Annotated in this window: 21 protein-coding genes and 3 tRNA genes; 5 read left to right on the forward strand and 19 right to left on the reverse strand. The window is 41.8% G+C overall.

Translation table 11 applies throughout. The features are described from left to right. Positions 1-401: 401 nt before the first annotated feature. From PL85_RS14085 to PL85_RS14095, 3 genes are all read right to left on the reverse strand, one after another. On the reverse strand, positions 402-1,652 hold the full coding sequence (locus tag PL85_RS14085) for an HD-GYP domain-containing protein (protein ID WP_017045406.1): 1,251 nt from the start codon (positions 1,650-1,652) through the stop codon (positions 402-404). A gap of 478 nt (positions 1,653-2,130) precedes the next feature. Beyond that, positions 2,131-2,207 (reverse strand) — tRNA-Pro (locus PL85_RS14090). A 56-nt stretch (positions 2,208-2,263) separates the two neighbouring features. Further along, a tRNA-His gene (locus PL85_RS14095) sits at positions 2,264-2,339 on the reverse strand. A 153-nt stretch (positions 2,340-2,492) separates the two neighbouring features. On the opposite strand from PL85_RS14095, the gene PL85_RS14100 reads away from it, so the two are divergent. Next, a complete protein-coding gene (locus tag PL85_RS14100; protein WP_208895740.1) occupies positions 2,493-3,467 on the forward strand; it encodes a DNA-methyltransferase in 975 nt (324 codons plus the stop codon). A gap of 50 nt (positions 3,468-3,517) precedes the next feature. Here the strand turns inward: PL85_RS14100 and PL85_RS14105 are convergent, their stop codons facing one another. The 7 genes from PL85_RS14105 to PL85_RS14135 all read right to left on the reverse strand — a co-directional run bounded on the left by PL85_RS14105 (position 3,518) and on the right by PL85_RS14135 (position 10,315). Then, positions 3,518-4,363 (reverse strand): BglI family type II restriction endonuclease, encoded by an 846-nt coding sequence (locus PL85_RS14105; RefSeq protein WP_160117734.1) that lies wholly within the window; start codon positions 4,361-4,363, stop codon positions 3,518-3,520. Positions 4,364-4,367: 4 nt separating this feature from the next. Then, entirely contained in the window at positions 4,368-4,595 is a 228-nt protein-coding gene (locus PL85_RS14110; RefSeq protein WP_115339297.1) for a helix-turn-helix domain-containing protein, read from the reverse strand. 492 nt (positions 4,596-5,087) lie between these two features. Beyond that, a complete protein-coding gene (locus PL85_RS14115; RefSeq protein WP_160117735.1) occupies positions 5,088-5,324 on the reverse strand; it encodes an RNase H1/viroplasmin domain-containing protein in 237 nt (78 codons plus the stop codon). Between the two features lie 324 nt (positions 5,325-5,648). Continuing rightward, entirely contained in the window at positions 5,649-8,360 is a 2,712-nt protein-coding gene (locus PL85_RS14120) for a hypothetical protein (protein WP_115339299.1), read from the reverse strand. 62 nt (positions 8,361-8,422) lie between these two features. After that, entirely contained in the window at positions 8,423-8,863 is a 441-nt protein-coding gene (locus PL85_RS14125) for a hypothetical protein (protein WP_115339893.1), read from the reverse strand. A gap of 102 nt (positions 8,864-8,965) precedes the next feature. Then, complete coding sequence (locus PL85_RS14130; RefSeq protein WP_234910773.1) at positions 8,966-9,151, reverse strand: helix-turn-helix domain-containing protein; 186 nt, start codon at positions 9,149-9,151, stop codon at positions 8,966-8,968. 6 nt (positions 9,152-9,157) lie between these two features. Next, positions 9,158-10,315: a tyrosine-type recombinase/integrase gene (locus tag PL85_RS14135; protein WP_234826546.1), complete on the reverse strand. Its 1,158-nt coding sequence runs from the start codon at positions 10,313-10,315 to the stop codon at positions 9,158-9,160. Positions 10,316-10,485: 170 nt separating this feature from the next. Between PL85_RS14135 and PL85_RS14140 the strand changes: the two genes are divergently transcribed. Next, positions 10,486-11,673, forward strand: a complete 1,188-nt coding sequence (locus PL85_RS14140) for a hypothetical protein (protein ID WP_194587682.1) — start codon at positions 10,486-10,488, stop codon at positions 11,671-11,673. A gap of 140 nt (positions 11,674-11,813) precedes the next feature. On the opposite strand, the gene PL85_RS14145 is transcribed toward PL85_RS14140, so the two are convergent. From PL85_RS14145 to PL85_RS19095, 3 genes are all read right to left on the reverse strand, one after another. Further along, complete coding sequence (locus PL85_RS14145) at positions 11,814-12,014, reverse strand: glycine zipper domain-containing protein (protein ID WP_115339303.1); 201 nt, start codon at positions 12,012-12,014, stop codon at positions 11,814-11,816. 82 nt (positions 12,015-12,096) lie between these two features. After that, on the reverse strand, positions 12,097-12,234 hold the full coding sequence (locus PL85_RS14150; protein WP_160117736.1) for a hypothetical protein: 138 nt from the start codon (positions 12,232-12,234) through the stop codon (positions 12,097-12,099). A 26-nt stretch (positions 12,235-12,260) separates the two neighbouring features. After that, positions 12,261-12,401, reverse strand: a complete 141-nt coding sequence (locus PL85_RS19095; RefSeq protein ID WP_115339304.1) for a hypothetical protein — start codon at positions 12,399-12,401, stop codon at positions 12,261-12,263. Positions 12,402-12,619: 218 nt separating this feature from the next. On the opposite strand from PL85_RS19095, the gene PL85_RS14155 reads away from it, so the two are divergent. Continuing rightward, the gene (locus PL85_RS14155; RefSeq protein WP_115339305.1) at positions 12,620-13,477 is read left to right on the forward strand and encodes a helix-turn-helix transcriptional regulator; all 858 of its coding nucleotides are present in this window, start codon (positions 12,620-12,622) and stop codon (positions 13,475-13,477) included. Between the two features lie 529 nt (positions 13,478-14,006). Here the strand turns inward: PL85_RS14155 and PL85_RS14160 are convergent. The 4 genes from PL85_RS14160 to PL85_RS14175 form a co-directional block, all read right to left on the reverse strand. Continuing rightward, on the reverse strand, positions 14,007-14,438 hold the full coding sequence (locus PL85_RS14160; RefSeq protein ID WP_115339306.1) for a DUF2787 family protein: 432 nt from the start codon (positions 14,436-14,438) through the stop codon (positions 14,007-14,009). Between the two features lie 102 nt (positions 14,439-14,540). Further along, on the reverse strand, positions 14,541-15,041 hold the full coding sequence (locus PL85_RS14165) for a hypothetical protein (RefSeq protein ID WP_115339307.1): 501 nt from the start codon (positions 15,039-15,041) through the stop codon (positions 14,541-14,543). Positions 15,042-15,085: 44 nt separating this feature from the next. Further along, on the reverse strand, positions 15,086-15,469 hold the full coding sequence (locus PL85_RS14170) for a hypothetical protein (protein ID WP_115339308.1): 384 nt from the start codon (positions 15,467-15,469) through the stop codon (positions 15,086-15,088). Positions 15,470-15,561: 92 nt separating this feature from the next. Continuing rightward, entirely contained in the window at positions 15,562-16,794 is a 1,233-nt protein-coding gene (locus PL85_RS14175) for a tyrosine-type recombinase/integrase (RefSeq protein ID WP_115339309.1), read from the reverse strand. A gap of 204 nt (positions 16,795-16,998) precedes the next feature. Here PL85_RS14175 and PL85_RS14180 point away from each other — a divergent pair, with 204 nt between their 5' ends. After that, positions 16,999-18,084 (forward strand): phospholipase D family protein, encoded by a 1,086-nt coding sequence (locus PL85_RS14180; protein WP_115339310.1) that lies wholly within the window; start codon positions 16,999-17,001, stop codon positions 18,082-18,084. A 390-nt stretch (positions 18,085-18,474) separates the two neighbouring features. Here the strand turns inward: PL85_RS14180 and PL85_RS14185 are convergent, their stop codons facing one another. Further along, complete coding sequence (locus PL85_RS14185; RefSeq protein WP_115339311.1) at positions 18,475-19,041, reverse strand: hypothetical protein; 567 nt, start codon at positions 19,039-19,041, stop codon at positions 18,475-18,477. 509 nt (positions 19,042-19,550) lie between these two features. Then, a tRNA-Leu gene (locus PL85_RS14190) sits at positions 19,551-19,635 on the reverse strand. Positions 19,636-19,788: 153 nt separating this feature from the next. Here PL85_RS14190 and PL85_RS14195 point away from each other — a divergent pair. Next, the gene (locus tag PL85_RS14195) at positions 19,789-20,310 is read left to right on the forward strand and encodes an RDD family protein (RefSeq protein WP_013855999.1); all 522 of its coding nucleotides are present in this window, start codon (positions 19,789-19,791) and stop codon (positions 20,308-20,310) included. The last annotated feature ends 47 nt before the right edge of the window (positions 20,311-20,357 follow it).

The raw sequence follows: 20,357 nt of genomic DNA on the forward strand, positions 1-20,357 counted from the left end.
TAAAGAGCGTTCTTCGCTGGGTTGCCGAGGCTTCCTTTGAAGAGGCGGCCATTCTAGCGAGATAATGGAAAGTGTCAAACACTTTATTAAATTATTTCGTCTTACTGATTTGACCTACTGATTGGCTGCTGGTTGGGCTTGAACCCTTACTGGCTGTGCCGTGTCAGTGAGGCGGCATTATAGGGAGAACGAAGATGAGTGCAAGCGGTTTTTAGAAAAAAGTACCTTCTGATAGCTCAAGTGAACAAAAAGACGCCAAAGCGTTAAATATCGATTAATTAGCGACCTATTTCCCTCTCTAAATCTCCTTGTTATCACCAGAGCATTAAGGTGACACACTTCATATTGCGTGCTTTTCTTCGTCAATGAAAGCTCGCACTGAGGCAATACAAAGAAGCATATTACTCATCACTATCGAAGAAATAAGAGATTCTAGAGCGTGGGTTAAGATAGTCTCGGATTTTATCCGGAAGTTTATGCGGAAGAATGGCGTTAACAATTTTCAAATCTCGATCAGCTAAATCAATAATGGGCGCTTGGGTTCGCGGAACCGAAGGGTCGTAAATCAATACATTAGGATATAGTAAGTGGCTAGCGTTTACGGAGATGACTAACCCAACCATATTGTTAGAAAGCTGAACAACGGTTCCTGGAGGGAAAACACCCATAAATTTAACCAATACGTTTAAGTTTTCGTTACTATATAAGTGATTACAATGCTTATACATATAGGAAAGTGCAATATAAGGAATCTTCTGCTCTGCAACGATATTGGGATGACACAAATTATCAAATACATTCGCGACCGTAATGACCTGTGAAAGCTCATCAATAGCCGCTTCCTTTAAACCAAGCGGATACCCACTGCCATCATTAAGTTCATGATGCTGTTCTATTACTCTCTTTGCACTTTCTGGAAAGCTATCGATATGACTTGCAATATCCAAACCATACTTAGTATGTAATTTGAGATAATTTTGTTCGGGCTCTGTCAGTGTTGTTTTCTTTCTAACAATCGCGGTGGGAACCTTAATTTTGCCTATATCATGAAACAGCGCAGCAAAAGCAAGTTCTTTGATTTTTTGAGCATCATACCCTTTCGCTTTTCCTATCATCATTGCAATGACCGAAACGTTGAGTGAATGAAAGTAGATGTCTTCAAACTCACTTTTGCCATTCATTAAATGCAGCGTAACGCTATCTTCACTCAGTAGCTTATCGACAATATCTTCAACCAAAATTGAAGCTTCATCTATCGCATCCTCTGGCCGATTGCGTATCTTGTTCATTACCGCACGCATACGGGATAGAGAACGCTCAAACTCTTTTTCACAGTTTAGAACTCGCCTACGATATGCGTTCAACTTTTCAATCCGTTTCTGCTTCTCTTCCCACAATTTTTCAGCCTCACTCTCCATCTCTGAAGATTCTTCTATGGCTTCCGGCTGCGTATTGACAGGTAAGGGTTGAGTATCGCTTTGCGCAGGATTGATATAAACATGTTGAATCCCCAAGTGTTTTATCAATTGAATCTGTTCTTGGGATTTAATCTTAAAGCTATTAAAAAGAAAGGGGTGTTCGTTCCACTTTACGGGCAACTTAATGTGCAGGCCAGGCTGCAATCTATCTACTGTGATTTTTATGCTTGCCACAATTTATATAACACCTTAAGTACTAAGTAGTTAATGAGTTTAAAAGAAGCCACTCAAAAGTTCATCAACTACATATTAGTAGTGTTGATATAAATGTGTATGGCTAGAAGCGAGAAATGTGCGCTGTTCAATATAGAAGTATGTGAAGGCTATCAAAAGAGTCCCATTTATCTAAGATAGTGGACTATTATTTCGAGGACAAAAACAACAAAGCCCCGACTTTCGTCGAGGCTTTGTTGTTTAAATTATGGTACCGGTGGGCGGACTTGAACCGCCACTCCCGAAGGAAACGGATTTTGAATCCGTCTCGAAGCCTTTTAACTAGCTGCATTTACTAGGATTTTGTTGGATATAAAATACCATGAAATGGGGGTTTGTTGGATCTAATTAGCTCAATCGTAGTACAGAATTATCAATGAAGAATACGCATACTGTAGATATAGAAAAGCCTTGAGCGAACTCAAGGCTTTTGAAAAAATGGTCGGTGAAGAGGGATTCGAACCCCCGACCCTCTGGTCCCAAACCAGATGCGCTACCAAGCTGCGCTATTCACCGACAATATTTCGTTTCAACTTTTGATCAAAACAGGAAGTAAAAACTACCGAAATCAATGGGGTGGCTAACGAGATTCGAACTCGCGACCACCGGAATCACAATCCAGGGCTCTACCAACTGAGCTATAGCCACCAAAGAACGAAGCGGATTCTAAGCAGTTTTATAAGCAATGTCCATAGCATTTTGATTGATAGAGTTATTTTTATACAATACAACTTTAAGTTGCCGAAAGTGTCGACTTTAAATAACATCTAGGGCAACTTTAATTCACGATATTATTTAATAATGAATGCTAAAACCGAGACTCTTGTTCTAGCGAATGAATACTTAAAAACTAATGATATACACTGTGGCGATTCAGCAGACTTGATGAATCAAATCGAACCAAACTCTGTAGCACTCAGTTTTTGGTCTCCGCCGTATTTCGTTGGTAAAGAATACGAAAAAGATGCCACATTCGACTCTTGGCAACAGTTACTAAGAAATGTCATTGAACACCACTATAAGGTACTAAAACCGGGAGGTTTTTTAGTAATTAACATAGATGACATTTTAGCTTTTGCAGATGAAAACATCCCAAAAATCCAAGCTCCAAACAAATCAAAACTTCGTTGTAAAGTAACAAAAGAAGATGTTATTCATGCCATGGCGGAACACCCCACCTTTAATCGAAAGAAAATAGCAGAAGTACTCAAGTGTAGCGAACAAACTGTAGATCGTCGTTTAAATGGCAATAACATTAGAGGTGGCAAATACAAAACTCAAACCAGAGTAAAACTGATCGGCCACTACCTTGAAAAATACGCTTATGATATCGGGCTTTACTTATACGACAGAAGAATTTGGTTGAAAGATCCAACCTGGCAAAATTCACAATGGCACTCTAGTTCTTATAGAGCAGTTAGTGAATTTGAACATTTATATTTTTTCTGGAAACCAGGTGAAACTGTAATTGATCGCAACAGACTTAACGCTGGCGAGTGGGCTCTCTGGGGAAGCCGCGGTGTTTGGCAGATAGCATCAGTTCGAAGTAATCGTGAACACGAAGCCCAGTTTCCTCTAGAGCTTGCAGAAAAAGTGGTCCGTCTACTGACCGAAGAAGGGGATGTTGTTCTTGATCCTTTTATGGGTAGTGGTACGACTGCCATTGCAGCTCTGCAAAACAACCGAACATACATAGGTCTCGAAAGAGAAGAAAAATATGTAGCTCTAGCCAAGCAAAGAATATTCGAAGCTCAAAAACAAATAAGCCTATTTTAAGTCATTAAAAATAAAAAGGCGCCGAACTCCTTCAGCGCCTATATACTGCATTAACGATATTGAGCGTAGGGTTGACCTTGCGTATCAAAAAAAATCTTTGTACATCTCCACTGCGCTAGTTGAGACAAAGGATCCAATTTAATTCTCGTTCTCTTTCTTGCTACGTGTTGTTCATCTTTTCCTGGAGTCAGCATACCTTGAACTCTACCAACCAGATTAAGACCATCTTCAGCAAAAAGCATTAATCCATTAGGCACACATATTAGTTCTAGATACCACAAAGGTTGATTCCCCGGCGCTGAAACAGTGTAGGCAATTTTAAGATAATATGTCAGAACTGGTTTCACTACTCCATTATCAACAACAAAAGGGGCTAGTTCAGGCTGAAAGTCTCTACTAACACGAGCTCCTCTCATCTGTGTTATGTTATTTCTAACTTGACCACCATCAAAGATAGCCCCATCCCCCGTAACTTGGTTAGGGCTGCTTACAACTTCATTAAGATTATCTGTTGGTCCTGTTGACTTTGCATCGATGTGAATAAAAGCATCTAAAGTAGAGAATCTTACATCATGACCATACGGAATTCCGGGAAATGCCACTTCATTAAAAACTTGAGGTAGTAGTGAGTACAAGTAACCTTCAACAACCTTTTCACCAACCTCCCCCCAAGGAAAAGCTTCGCCTCTAGGCATATGCCCCCTTTGCACAGGAGCATAAGCTGACCAGAAAGGCATTAAATTAAAGGCCTTGTCAAAGTCTCTTTTAATATTAGCCGCTTGTGAAGATATAGCTCTAACTAAAGTTTCAGTTGTTCTTTGCTCTAGGGATAATATTCCATGGCAATCATTTGCCAATAAGCCTGCTCTTAAATCGTGGTAATCATATAATGTCAATATACTAGTCCTCAACCAACAACGAAATTTTAATATTTAGTGCACCAGCTAACCTAACTAGATTGATGTAAGATATATTACGCTCACCTTTCTCAACTGAAACTATATAACTTCTATGTAACCCCGAGACTCTAGCAAGCTCACTTTGAGAAAGATTCAACACTTCTCGATATTTTCGAACTCTCAATCCTAGGGAAACTAAAAGCTCTTTATCAGTAGTTAACTGGAACATCAATCACCATGTAATATGGGTTACTTAGTAAATAGATCATCTACTTACTAAAATAAAAGTCAATAAATATCATAGTATTATGGTAGTGTCTCGTATTTATCAAAACTTAGTTCGACTAAATTCACAAACGCTAATCTCAATCACTTTATCTCACAAAACGAGCTACAGAATACCTCTTAGTAGACACCACTTATCAACGAACCACACCTTAGTCACACTATAATTAGCTGAGATATGTCATCCAATAATTCTCAAATGTTCACACATATCTTTGATCGACCAACATTGTTGTTCAGCAAAACAACTACCTACCTTCCCCTCCAGCAACCAGCGCGAGAGCGAAACTCAACACCTTCAACGGTCAATGTTTTAGTATTGTTCATCGGTATTATTCCTGTAATTCAGATAGCAAAAAGCCCCACAGGAGCAGAGAGGACAAGCCCCTCTGTCCCTGTAGGGCTACTTAATTACTAGTTTCAATCGTGAACTCAATTACTTGTTCTTACGCTTCGCACGCATGGCTGCAAACTTCACACTACGTTTAGCATTGATTTCAGCTTGAACAGCTTTGTAGTTCGCATGGAAGTAATCCAACGCTTCTTGTTTAGTCACAAAACCTTTCTGGTGTATTTCACCGTAACCGTGAGTGTACTTCTTCACTTCATCCCAAGATGAAAATACGCCAGTGCGACGACCATAAAGTACCGCGTAGAAATTATTTTTAGCCATGATTAGCTCCCTGTTTAATTTGAAAATATCACCACGACGTTGTGGTATAGGGACTATTAAAAGCGATTTGGGTAATGAGAGATTGCAGCGGTTACAGCAAGGAATAAGGCGCAGAATCACTAGTTTTTCACCAGAGGCACTGTTCATGGTGTCTGGTGATAACAACTATCAGAGCAATTGGTACACATTTGTTTGATTTTATCTGTTAGTGAATATTGGAGGGAGATTTGATTGTGTTATTGGTGGTAGATGTATATCCCCAACGAACTAGATACACACAGGCCATGAGCCCTTGCTATACAAGGACTCACGGCATTTTATCATTTACGAAATATTTTCTAATTGACGCATAACTTCTTCACGGGAGGCACTAAACAAAGGCACTGGGTCAAATTGAGGAAATTTACCCACCAGCAAATTGGCTAGCTTCAATGTCGAATTCGTTACAGGGACTACACCCTCAACCAACTTAGCTCGATTAGGACCAGCACCACGAATCAGGCTTGGCTTAATGTTGTAACCAAGACTTACCAACCAATCAGACAGAGCCTTGGCTGTGATGTCTTTCTTCGTGATACCTGATACTTCATGACCGTAAAAGCGCACAAACAAGCGCGCCATTAATTCATCCGACTTTTCTGCTTTCTTCAAACGGATTTCTCGCTTGTCGTTCGCCTTATACATACTCAAACGCTCCTGCCAGTCATACCAATCATCCATAGACTTCAAGCAGTGGGTTTTACGCCAATGGTCAAACCGGATGCGAGTAAACGACATACTATCTAATGACTGATGAGGTACTGTTTCTAAAGCAATATGTTGTTTACCTTTCACATCAATCATTTTTGGGTTAACAAGCTCGCGCTTCTGGTCATACTCCATGTTCAAGAAGATCGAGCGTTTTTCTAACATCAAATCTTTATGCTCAAGAAAACGAATCCGGTTAGGAGTTAAATAACTTCCATCAACCTTATCGTCAGGCTGACGTTCAAGATACTTGTTCACCATGTAAGCACTTTGATCAGTAAGCATTGGGTCAACTTTCACTCCCCCTTTAGCCAATATAGGTTCATATCCCTCACTTTCGATAACCGTATATTGAGCACGAGTTTTCGCTCCAATTAACTGTTTGGCTTGATGTTTCAGCTCCAATACTTCACCTTTAGACGGATCAATACGATGATAAAGGTCACGAAACCGCTGACAGATAACTCCACCCAGTTTAATCTCATCCAATGTTGCATTGGTTAAGAATCCATCCGTGGTAACTGACACCACAACCTTATCATCAGGGATGCTATGTAACATTTCACCCAACAAGGCACGAGCAAGACCAGTGGTATAAGCAGCAAAGAAAGGGTTAGTTAGAGTCGATGGCGGTAACTGCTTAGAATAACCTGCTTGGATATCAAACGCGGTCTTCGGACGCAGTGATTGGGCCAATTTCCCATAACAACTATTTAACATCTCCTTGGTCAATTTCTCATCAAAACTACCCTTATCAAATGATTTACGACGCTCACGCCCCCATTTCATAAATGGCTCAAAGATACGTTTATCATTCGCCCAAGGAATCACAAAGGCTTGCTTTACAGTGATTTCAGCCCCTTGGTTATAGGCAACTTCAAGCTCATGACCTGTGCTCTGAGTAACACCTGTTAGTGGAAACACCAACCCATAGTCCGAACGAACAGCCAAGCTTGGAAAGCGAGTTCCCTCTGGAAACTTAAACTCAACCCAAGCCATTGCGCACTTATCACCAAACAAATCATTCAGATCGTTGGTCATATACATTTGCTCATACGCCAGCTCACGCAAACCTAAAGTGATCGCTGAATAGCAACTAGGAACATCGTAATCACGCCATGTATCAATTGCAGTTGGGCCTGCGATAAAACTTTCATTGCGACCACCGTGATAGCACTGGGTAGCAAAGTTTTCCAACGTCATACGAGCAGTTACAGGAACATCACGAGTTATCGTTAATGGCTTAGCCCGATCAGTAGGCCACACCTCTTTCGTTACTTTCTCAAATCCGAACAACCCACGATAACCACGCTTATCCGCTAGACTGTTCACAAAGGCTTTAACGGCAATACCACCAATGGTAAAGGGAACCGAATTTAGGCCGAGTGTATTTTGACAGAAGGCAGAAACCCGCTCGAAATGGCGAGCACTTATGATAGAGTCGGTAATTGAGTATTTTTTATACAACTCACGATTGCCGTCCAGAAACTCATCCATTCGAGAGATAGAGTAAGGCTCTGGGATTTCTACCTTTGGAATCTTCAATAGTTCTCCGACAGAGGCTAGCGACGATCCATTGGGCGAAAGCAGCATGGTGTCGTAGAACGTGATATACAAGGTGTGTCGGTTGCGGGATTTGTCGTGAACATTGAGAGGCTCTTTATCGATGCGACGTGACATGACTTTTTCAAGATCAAGACCATACACATCATCAAGACTCGCCACTGTTTTACGTAAACCCTTAACGTGGGTCTTTAACTGCTCAAAGGCTTGACTGAAGTTGAATAAATCAGCCGATAGCCAATGAGCACATAAAATGATGTCAGTAGGCCACTTATCAAGTACTTCATCTTCCATCGCTTTTTCAATAGCCTGAACTAAACACTTATCCAGAGCTAAGCGCCCTAATTTTTTGGTAGAGTCAGGAAACAAGATTGTCGTTGATAGCTTGCCCTTGTATAGAACCGCGAATTGGTAGCTCAAGATACGGTTGTAGGTTCCACATTCAGACTCCACATACTCGGTATCCATTGCTATAACAGGGCGCTCAAAAAACGGCGTTGCTTTGCGCTTCTCCTTTTTCTTTTTCTTCGATTCCACATACTCACTAACATTTTCAACAAGTGGTATCGTTTCAAGCGCAATGCTACCTACTAATTCATCCAGCAGCTCATCGTTACTCGCATTGCCCCACGCTTCAACCAAGTTTTCATCGACCTCAATACCATCAAATGGTTCGTCTATCTCAATACCAGTATCTTCGCCCCAGTAATTCATTGATTCTTCCATTTTATCCTCCTCGTAGATCAAAAAATGGCTCCGAAGAGCCATAGAGTTAAAGCGAAATCAGATTACTGACGCTTGTATGCTGCCCAATCAATAACAGGAATGCTGTTACCCTCACCAATGCCAACTAGCGCATCTAAGATCACCTCTGTCAGCCCATCTAAATCAGAAAATTCTTTCGCATCCAAGACACATAAAGGGCGCTCATTCACACCAACTACAACAAGGTTTTCCGTCTTCGGTGAAACAAATACCGTTGAGATCACACGAGCATCAATGAAGCCGCCGTTCTCAAGCTTTAAGGCATATTTCTCATGTGGTTTAATCACTTTCTTCACACGATCAAACAGCGCAACTGATGACTCACCTTGTTCAAAAGCGACTTTTTTACATTTGGCATCAAGCAAAAGAGTGAAATCACCATTATGGGTTAATGTCGTTGCTGCACTTGCGTTAATCACAGCGTTGCCATTACGGATGAATAGAGGTTGAGTTGAAGTAGTCATAATTAAAATCTCCGTTGATTTACGTTTTAAAGTTTTAGAGCCAACCAAGCCCATCTCAGTTGGCAAAATACATAGCTGGAAAGAACTGGAAAATTTCTTGGCTTATGCCGCTTCCAGTAAGTTTTTTTCCCATTTTTCAATTTCAGTGCGCAGGAACCTCACACTACGACCAATGCGTAATACCTTTGGTAAGCTGTCAGGCTTACGAGTGACATTGGTTCGCACAGTGGCTGCGTTTAAGCTGTATTCCGTTGCAAATTCTTCAATGGTTAATGCGTGTTTCATCATTACTCCTTAGCTAAATTGGAAGTTCGGTAGCATCGCCTCGACAGTCTGCTGTGAGGCTTGCGCTAAATGGGTGTTTTGGTAATAGGCGTAACGCTCGGTGACATTCACATTAGAATGACCAAGGCTTTGCTGTGCTAGACGAATGTCGTTGGTCGCAATCAACATTTGAGTTGCGTAGGTACGACGAAGATCGTGGATAGAGAAAGGTGCAGCTAGTACCCCCTCCGCTTTCATAGCGTGCTGAATGCGCTCCATACAGGCGCGTGGATAAGCAATATGCTCACCGTCATTTTTCAAGGATGGGAACACCCAATCATTGAAAGAAAACTTGAGGCATTTGCGGATCAAACGCTTTGCTGGCTCAGAGAAATAGACACGTTGAGACTTGCCTGATTTAGTCATTGGCAATAAAGCAGACGACAGATCATCAGCAAGCATTGAACGAGACATACTAATCACGTTACCAATACGCATACCTGTAAGCAGGCTAAGCATCAGAGCATAGGCGTGAATGAAGTTAGAATCAGAGCAAGCATGGCGACAAAAACTTTCTGCTTCTTTAGCCGATAACACGCGATCTTTAGCGTTGTTCTCAGCCAGTTTTTTCACGCCTTTCACTGGGCTCTTATCAATGATGTCGTGCTCTACCGCCATAGAGAACAACTTGGACAAAAATGCGTGGTAGCGGTTTACTGTCGCTGGCGATAGATCAACCAACGAGTTGAGGAACTTCTCCACATCACGACGAGTCACGTCAGCAATACGCTTATTACCCATCGTTGTCATGACACGCTTAGCACGAGATACAAACGTCTTATGATCACGGTGGTGACGCTTACTGAATGGCACTGCCACTTCATCAAAGAACTGCCGCACCGTCAGACGAGAACCTTTACGGTAAGCACCAGACTGAACATCAGCAATGAACTGGTAAGCCAACTTCTCAAAGTCAGCAAACTTCATTTCAGGGTAAGTGCCAAACGATTCATAGTAGCGTTGACCTTTCCACCCAAGACGAACTACCCAGCGCTTGCTCTTCTTTGTTACCAATACACGTAAGCGAGAGTTCTTAGCCCAACGGTACTCAATCCCTTGCTCACCCTTTTCAGGGCGAGGCAAGGCGTTAAGTACCTTTTGGGTCATATCTACAGATGTACTGCTCATAATATCTAGCTCGGTCTAAGTAAATCGTGGAACTAGATTAATCAGTAATACCAGGAAGAAGTTTGAGGCGTTATAGCAAGGGCAAGCCTTAGAAAAGTCGATTTTTTAGCGAAGCCAGTATCAGAAAGAGAATTGATCCTATAAAATGAGGCAATTAGGTACCATTTTGTTTGATTTTTAGTTCTATGCCGAGAAAAAAGAAAGTCTTCTATAAGAAAACCATCCACTTGTTTGTCCCAAAAGACCAAAAACTGTCTACGCATTCAAAGCATGCTCTTATCGACACACTGAACCACCTATTCCAATTGCGAGCAGATAACACTGCAAATCAGCTAACAGAATCATTTGCTAAGGCAGGAGTTGGTACGTCGTTTCCAAAGCGCTCTGCTCATTCAAGTTACAAAGCAAACAATAGGCTCAACTCAGTAACCAAATTAAAAAACCAAGACAAGGTAGCATTGACCGTATGTGCTAATAACATCACCGAGTATGACAGTAGCGACGACGAAAATTTCATAGAGCTTCGTATCTCTGTTCAAGTCGATACACTAGTCATCTCACCTTGGCACAAGCGAAATCAATCATTTATCAAATCATTGGGAATGTTTATCTCGACAGACAGGAGGTTTGAGAATGAGAGCTATGGATTACTCATGGCAGCGATCCAACAAGCGACACCACAATCAGAAAAAATACTTATCGAGCCTACGGTTGAATTTTTTAAAAAACAGTTCGGTAAGCCTGATTTAGAGAAAACGAAGAAAGGAAATCCGTTAAGGGCAAAGCTGATTATCATTGAGAATGACGACATTGATCAGAATAAAGATTCAGTTCTAAGTTCGGTGTACTTACTCATTCAACCAAGCCATTGCATCAGCTATATTCCGTTCAAACTGGATACTCCTGCTCGTTCTGAAAATATTCACGATTACTTATACGAAGATCTGAAAAACCAAAATAATCAGAGATACAAGCCTAGCACCTACAGCGTTTATGCCACGAAGCAGGATTACCAAATACTCATTGAGCTAGTGATTAGCGGTGAACATAGCATTACCTATCAAGCAATAATTGAAGAAGCAAAAGGCACAATAAATCCATTTACGGGTGAGAGGACATTTAATCACTCTGTGCTTTGGGACAGCTATCGTCCAAACGGTAAATATACGATTGTCAGTAGCGGAAAGCTGATGGATTGCATTATCCCATTTTCAGCACCAAATGGAGGGCGCGATAAAGCTAGCATCGAGAAGGCACTTACAAAAATTCACTCCACACTATCACTCTGTGATTTCGAGCCAAAGGTGTTCATTCAACGCCATGGAGCGCATAAGTTGAAGCCATTGATACTGAGTTAAGTGTGTGATTGGTGGTTGATGTATATCCCCTACGCGCTAATAACACACAACCTCGCCACCCCATGACAACACAAGGCTTTCAAGGAAGACTACAATTACGAAAAAAAGTAGAGGCACATGTTCTCTACTTTTTTCATTACTCAATCCACCTTACCGAACACAGCACCTAAAACGCCGCCAACGACTGCGCCAATAGGTGTACCTAGTGGGTGGGGGACTTTAGATCCAATCATTGCGCCAATCACACAGCCCCGTTTAGCGCCATCTACGCTAAATTCTATTTCATACTTATTCGGTCTTCTTTCCAATGGGTCATAGACCGAAAATACATTACTTTTCATTTACTTCTCCAATCATCAGATATGAAAAAGGCGATACCATCACTGATATCGCCCTAGAACATATTCAAATTATCGAGATGACTTAGTCGTCATCATCGTCAGCCATGAAGTCGCCACCTAGCCAACCATCATCACCCGGCTCCATATCGAAGTCCCTGCTAAAACCAGAATCTTCTGTGCCATCATCATAATCGCCTTGGTCTTCTGTCCAACCGCCCATAGTAGCCTCCAATTACTCTAAAACTATCAACACTTCTTACAGTAGTTCTGGGTGACTTGCTTACATGAATTACACACCCATTTCCCACAACGGCTGCACGAAGTTCCGCCCATTACGTCTGTCTTTTTAGAACATTTACTACAAGTCCAACGTTTCATCATTTTCATGTTTCCTTATTAAATTCAGTTGCATTGCAACACTGGTGAGATTATTTACCGACATACGGACAGCTTGTGTCCTCTCATTCGGTAATTTTGTTTAAGTAGAGAAAGCCTAGAAGCAATAAGGCTTATAAAACCTATGCCAGTTCTAGGTGCTTAACGTTTTCATTCATTTAAAAATCAAACGGACGCAACCTGTCCACGCCGACCGTTACGATGTAGAAATGAGTGATAAGAGTGAAAAGTTAGCCTTTCGATTGAGTGATATCCTGACCCGTTTATTCATGGGTGAGGTGCTTTCTATCGAGCAGCTAATGAGGGATTATCAGGTCAGCGAAAAGACCCTACGTCGTGACTTCAATGAAAGACTCATCAAAGCTCCTATTACGAAGTGTGAAGATGGCTATCGCCTTGCACCAGTCAGCCGAGTGACCGTCCCGAATATTCAAAAGATAATGAGCGAATCTGGGCTATCGGCAATGGTTCCTAGCGGGATCTCATTCAGTAGCGCATATCAAAACCTCCTATTTAAGAACCCACGAACGGAGAATACTGAATCGCTTAATGTGATATTTAGAACCCTGTCTGATGCTATCACCTCACTGTCCATCATTGACCTTGCCTACCAAGGACAAGTCATCGAATCCGTTCACCCATACAGACTCGTCAATGACAGAGGTCTCTGGTACTTAGCCGCTACCCACTCAGGCATCCTATATTCGTACAGATTGAGCAAGATTTCGCAGATTTACCGTCGTGAGGATAAATATAAACCGAGTCCAAAAGTGCGTGAGTCCATCAACAGTCAGGGAATGGAATGGTTAACAGCTGAAAAGGCAGATGTGTTATTGCAGGTTGATGCTGATATAGCAGAGTGCTTCATAAATGATACGCTCCTACCAAACCAGCAGATATTAAAACAACTTGAAGACGGCAGCTTGCTAATTAGCTCTCGCGTTACCAAGCTAGGCGATGTGATACCGACTCTCAAGGCTTGGATGCCTAAATTAGAAGTGCTCTCCCCTGTGAGTTTAAAGCTAGAGCTAATACGTGAACTCAATGCCTCACTAGAAAGGCTATAGCTAAGAAGCGATTTGTAAAAGGAGATAGATGACCGTCGGTATAAGAGCCTTACGCGAGATCGTTACATCATAAATATTTACCTTTTGGCTGCATTTTTAAAACAACCCATTGGGTGCACTCTTGGTGCTGATATTAGAACGGATGGATATGGACAAACTCAGGGTAAATCACATTAACGACCCACTCTCCATATTCGCCCTAAAGGAAACACAGTACTCACTCCCATTGCTTGTTGAAGCAATGGGAGTAGCTAATGTCAAAAGCTCGGTACAAACCAACCAGACTGGTTAGAATTAAAATCCCCCCTTGGTTTAAAACACCATTTCTCTAGTTCCATTGAACCATTCCCCTCTGAATTCCGACTGCAACGTTTAAGTAAAACGTTGTAGAACATTACCCAAATGAAAAAGGCTTCCCATCACACCATGACAAACATGGAACAATGGGAAGCCTTGATTTCACTAGGAAGTGACTGGCGAATTTTATGGTGCATACATGGTGCTTTCAAGTTGATTGGTTAGTGATGAACTAATCCACCGTGACTTCTATTTCATCAAAGCAGTCCATTCCGATGTAACTGAGAAAGTTAGATTCCCACATCGAGTAGAACTCCATTATCTCGCTACTGGTTATCGGCAACTCAGGAACATAAGAAAAGCCCACCGTTCCCGATGAGAAGTTAAAGTCCACCTCTTTAACCAGTTCAGGATATGGACCACCGCAGTAGGCAAAGTCAGTGATGTAATCAAAGATCCACTGGTCGTAAAGTCGAACCAGTCTTACTTCAACTGGATGCCAACCACCATTTTCAACACTATATGTAGTATCTCGAAAGTTAATCACTACCGATTGGATCATGGGTGTCCATTTGCCTGATTCGCTGATCACTCGGTTTAGAGCATCTTGAAGATCGATACTGACAGGCAGCAGCAATCGCTCAACGTCAAAAGTTAAGGTCATAATAAATTCTCTTTTAGATTGTTAAGGAAGCACTCTTGGTTAGTGCTGAGTATGAAAAGCCAGAGTTGGCTTGATTGGTAAGAATTAATGGGATTTTCGCGGTTATTCAGACTTGGTTTCATCGCCCACTAGAGACATAATTTCGTCTCGACGTTGCTCAAAATCTGGTGCGAGTTGGTGAAGAAACACAGATTTCTCCGTCGGGATAATAAGATCTAACCCACGACAACAAGCCGCCAAGAAGCCAGCATTGTTGGAACTACCACCTTTGAACACTGACTTGAAGACAGTGCTCTTAAATGGCTTGTCTGTTTGCTCATTTAGTACAGCAAATATATCTTCAAGGGCAATCCATTCCTTAGAGTGAAGACCGCCTCCCTCATTACCAGAAAGACGGATATACAGAGCTTTTAGATCATCATGTTCCGAAACCTCATAGAACACATGGTTTGTTGTTTTCGGTGATAACTTTTTCGCTTTGCCATCGAGTACGATATTAGTGAAATGATCGACTGGCTTATCGTCAATAACCGAGACTTGTTCATTAACCTCTACGATCTCAGGTTGAATCGTTTCTTGTTGTTGGTTTGTTTTACGTGCCATAGGACACCTCCTTTAAGATGGAATTATTCAGGTTTAATTCGGTATTAAGATTCAGCTTGGTCAGCGAGCTTGACGACAGGAAATGTTGGACTATTCATTGGAGCGCAACAGTACACACCACCACCCTCCATAGTGACTATGGCGACCGCCAGCAACCAAGGACAGCTTTCATCGTTTAACAACAGAACCCACTCAGGGTAGTTAGAGACAAAGCGCAGGAAATGCTGATCTTCTTCGGCTTGTTCATCCAACGTTTCGTCAGTATCAGACTCCTCAATCAAGTACAAGGTTGTACTGACTTCATCCCAGAACGCTTTAGTGCTTTCTTCATCACCGAATGGCTCTATCAAGTGTTCGAGGAGTGTTGCTTTAACACTATCAGGCATTGGTAATGATGCTACCTCTTCAAAATTGTTTACTGTTTTCATAATTATTTTTCTCGTAATAATGAAAAAGCCCCCGTCCAGCTAGTCGCTGCACGAGGGCTTTTTCTAATGATTTGTTTTAAGTATTACTCAGTCTATTCAAGTGGAATATCACCACTAACCATATCCGATAGATGAGAGCCAATTTTACGCCTACGACCAACGGTATGCTTGGCATAATACTTACTCGTTATACCTATCTCGGAGTGATTCAATTGTTTAGCAATATCATGTAAAGGTACTCCTTTTGCCGCAAGCAAAGTTCCAAGTGTATGGCGAGCTGAGTGCAGGGTTATGTTAGCTTTATCTCCTGGTATATCGGGCAGCCCCATCTTAGCCTTGATCACTTTCAATGCATGCCTAGCTGGACTGATAGGTTTACCCTTTCGACGTCCAGCAAAGATATAGGGATTATTCATCACCTTGGGTATCGACATCAAGATAGACAGCATGTAATCACTCGCATAAACAATGTGGTCACGACCATTTTTTGTTCGACTTATATACAGAGCTTTCTGCTCCCAATTTATCGATTCGTGCTTTAAATACCTTAATTCACGATCCCTTAATCCAGTCAAAAACAGCAACGCTAAAAATGACCCTGTATGTTTATCTGGATACTCCAAAGCATAGCGAACAAAGTCCTTCAGTTGATTCTCGGAAAGATAACCAGTGCGGATATTATCAAGCTTAGGCAGGCTGACCTTATCAGCCACCAAGGGACAGTCCATAAGACGGTATGCATGCTTATTTACCGACTTGAGAAGTGCCAATACCCTGCAAATACTAGCAGTCGCATAAGGCTTACCTGTAGTTGCACTGATCTTACCCTGCATCTCCATTTGTACTTTAACGATATGCGCCGCCGTTAGTTCATTAATTGGTACGTGATAGATCGACTTAGCATGACGAAATCGTGCGACATCATCTTTCCACGTTCTGCGCTGCTTCTGTAAAGGGAGATAGACCTCATTGAAGAATCGCTCTAGGGTCATAGAAGAATCAACCCTTTCAGTATCACGCTCGATCTTCGGATCAATACCCTCAAGGATTTGCTGGCGATACTCTTTAGCTATTTTCCGCAAGGTCAGAATGTCGGTTTCGGGATGCTTACCTAAACCAATGGATGCCTTCTTACCCGTTACGGGACTGGTATAGCGGAGTAAGAATCGCTTGTTACCAGACTTACCCACTAGGCAGCGAGCACCAGTAGGCAATCCACTATCTTTCATAGCAGACAAGTTAACTTCGTAATCAGTGGATTTAGCGTTGGCAGGATTGGGCTTGAGATTGTTTAGAAATGCTGTGGTGAGTCGTTGGGTACTCATTCAAACCTCCATTATTGATATGCAATCACATTAATAATATGAGTTTTAAATGTCTTTATTTACGGTTACCCTTATGATTAGTATAGTTTTTCACCGAACCAAGCCACTCTAGTTAATAAAACTGAACAGCCGAAGAACGATATTGATGCTCTGATAAACACAATCAAATATGATAGCGACACGTCATTCAAGGCTATAATAAATATGAAAATAACATCGAATATCACTGGCTCCCATCACCACGATCTACAAGAGTTAATTGCTCAAGGTGGCGATAGACTTCTCATTACATCACCGTTCTTATCCTCTGATATGACCCACTTTTTAGAGGGTTTTCATTTCAATGCAATCAAATGTATTGAACTAGTTACTACATTTAAAGCTAATGACCCTGAACAGTTAACTAAACCAAAACAGCTATTAGATTTCCTCGAATACTTCAAAGCAAAGCACCCAAAAGTAAAGGCAAAAGTTCATATCGACAATAGCTTGCATGGAAAGATCTATGCCCTAACCGCTGGCCATGAACATCAAGCTATCATCACATCGGCAAATTTCACTAATAACGGATTGCACCACAATCACGAATGGGGAGTACTAACCCCACACAGCGAGCATTTGGACAATCTTATTGATGAAATTTACGAAGCCATTGAGTTTAGAGAGTTGACATTAACTCAACTTAAAAAAGCCGTGATGTTCGCCGAGCAGTACAGCTCACAAAAAGCATGGGAAACAAAACAACCAAGTGCTGACATCGATATCCTACCACGAGTTTACTCATCAGAAAGCGACTCTGATAAAGAGCCTCTTTACTTCCTTAAACCAATTGGTACTCGTGACGACCCTGTATTACTTGAAGAACGTCAAGATTTTTCCGACCTTCACCAAAACCTACACTTTTCCAAAAAGAAACCTAAAGGAGTTAGTAAGGGTGATGTCATCATCACAGCTGGTGTAGGCTCAGGCTCTCTACTCAGCTACTTCAAAGTTACAGGTAGCTTGTTCCATGTTACAGATGAAGAAATAAAACAAGAGGCATGGAAAGAACGCTGGCCTTGGTACATGGAAGGACAAAACCGTAGCTGTGATTTCGGTGGTTCATGGTGGGAGCATGACATTAAACGTAATACAGCATTAGAAGAGTTCCGCCAGCTATACCCTGAAACTCCAGTAACGAAATCAGGCAACTTTTCCCTTGGCACCCTCAATTTCGGCAACGATAAAGTACAGATAACTAAAGAGTTTGGGGACTTTCTAATTAGCAAAATTGAGAGCAGCATGAAGTGAGTCAGCATATGGGAATTGATACCAGAAAAGCACTTTTCAAGGACATTCACAGCCAAATTTCATCACCTGAACCACTAACATACTATTAATAATAACGAGTACAACAGCGGCCTACGGCAAGCGGTTGTACTCGTTATTATATATTTAATATCCAGAACCAATCACCACAGTACAACCAATTCATCTCACCACATTCACGCCATCAATCAGGCACCGATACCATCACCTCAATTGCATCCCATATCGCACATAGCAACTCCACCAGCATCATAGGTTTAAATTCACAGCGACACCTCACTAATGACAGCCAGTTACCACAGAGAAGTAGCGAGACAGCCACCCAGAGGTCATTTAACAGCAATATTTACGATCTGATTGTTCTAGCCAAGGCTAACATCTCACCCACATTTTCTTCGACTGAGGAGACCGCTTGATTTGATTGTTTTTCGATAGCTCATTAATCGCTTTAGTAAAATCAGATTTAGATAACCCTAACCGTTGCTGAAATTGGGGATCTAATGAGTGCGGTGATTTCAGAGCTTTTAATAACTTAGCTTCTGCTGAGTTCGGTTTTGGTGATGTTGATGCTGATTCAGTGATTGGTACGACGGTCTGCTCTCTAGTTCTAATACTCTGGCAAGTAGCACCCAGTTGATCACACTGAAATTCAAACGCCGTGATTAGGTTTTCATCATTGCTATATAGCTCGAAATGAATCGAACCTAATTGCTTCTTATCCAAAGCCAGTAAGACTCTCGATAGGTACGCAATAATGTAGAAATCAGCTTGGTTCTGTCCTGTGGGGTAATCATTCAAGCAAAGGTACAGAGACTTTTCGCATACCAACTTAACCGCATCTGATTTCGAGAACACAAATACCTTATCGACAATCGAGGCATTAATCTTTTCAAGCTCTTTCAGCCCAACATTCTCGGCATCGACGAATATCACTTTCATAGTGCAATCAACTCCATTTGGACAACATTACGCCAAAGATTACACAGTTGCATATTGAGCGCAACTTGCCGATGAATTTGTTCGTGTGATTGGTTGTTAATGTATATCCCCTACAGCCTTAATACACACTAACCAACAAACCCCATGATAAAAGCCTTTAACAGCAGTTCATCAAAACGAACTTTTACCCAAACCAAACTTCATACCTAAATCCATTCACCGTAAATTCACCATGGTCGTACCATGGTTCTGACAGCTCAGAGCTTTTGCCAATACTGGCTTGCGAGTTTGCAGTAACCGGAGTTTGTTGGATTTACTAGGATTCCCTTGCGCACAGATTCGTCATGCGATGAACCATAGATGGACCATGGAGAAGATTTGAAGCGCGATAAAGGGAGTCTATTTGGAGAGATTTTTACTGATAATAGAAAAGGAAAACTGAGGTAAGCTTTTGATTGTGCTAGATACAACAAAGCCCCGACTTTCGTCGAGGCTTTATCATTTAAATATGGTACCGGTAGGCGGACTTGAACCGCCACGCCCGAAGGCAACGGATTTTGAATCCGTCGTGTCTACCAATTTCACCACACCGGCATCTTGGGCATTGCCCTTTGATGGTTGGCATTATACGTAAGAAAGTTATTGGCGCAATAACAAAATATTGAAATACAAATCGTTTGCCGATATTTTCGCCACAAACCTTCAAGCTGTGCGTCTCTTCTCTTTTCAGATCCTCTTCGAGGCTATATGCTGCTGCAATTTCGCGAATACAAAAGATGTTTAGATATGATGAGTAACTCTATTTCTCTACCGCCTGCCGGATTACTACGCCGATTTGGTGCGCTCATTTACGATGCATTAATCATCATTGCTCTTGAGATGATGGCTGCTGGTGTTGTCGTTGCTATATTAGAAGCTCTCGTTGCGTTGAATGTGATGAGCTATGGCTCGTATGCAGATGTCAGCGACCTTCTCACTCGTCATCCCATTTGGAGCTATGTTTACACATTTTACCTTGCCGCTGTCTGGGTCTACTTCTTCGTCTTTTTCTGGACAAGAGCAGGCCAGACATTAGGGATGCGTGCTTGGCGACTTTTGATAATTAACGAACAAGATGGAAATTCAATCAGCGCCACGCAAGCTTTAATACGTTTGTTCACCTCAGGCTTTGGCTTGGCAAACCTCACCGTACCCTTTGATCAACAAAAAAGAGGGTTCCAAGATATTTGGGCCAAAACGAAAGTAGTGGTACTTCCTAAAGTTAATTGAGCCGGAATAACAAAAAGGAAGGTTTGCCCCTGTCTCTTGATCACAAG

Origin of the sequence: Vibrio anguillarum, from assembly GCF_001989995.2 — a bacterium.
Lineage (GTDB): Bacteria > Pseudomonadota > Gammaproteobacteria > Enterobacterales > Vibrionaceae > Vibrio > Vibrio anguillarum.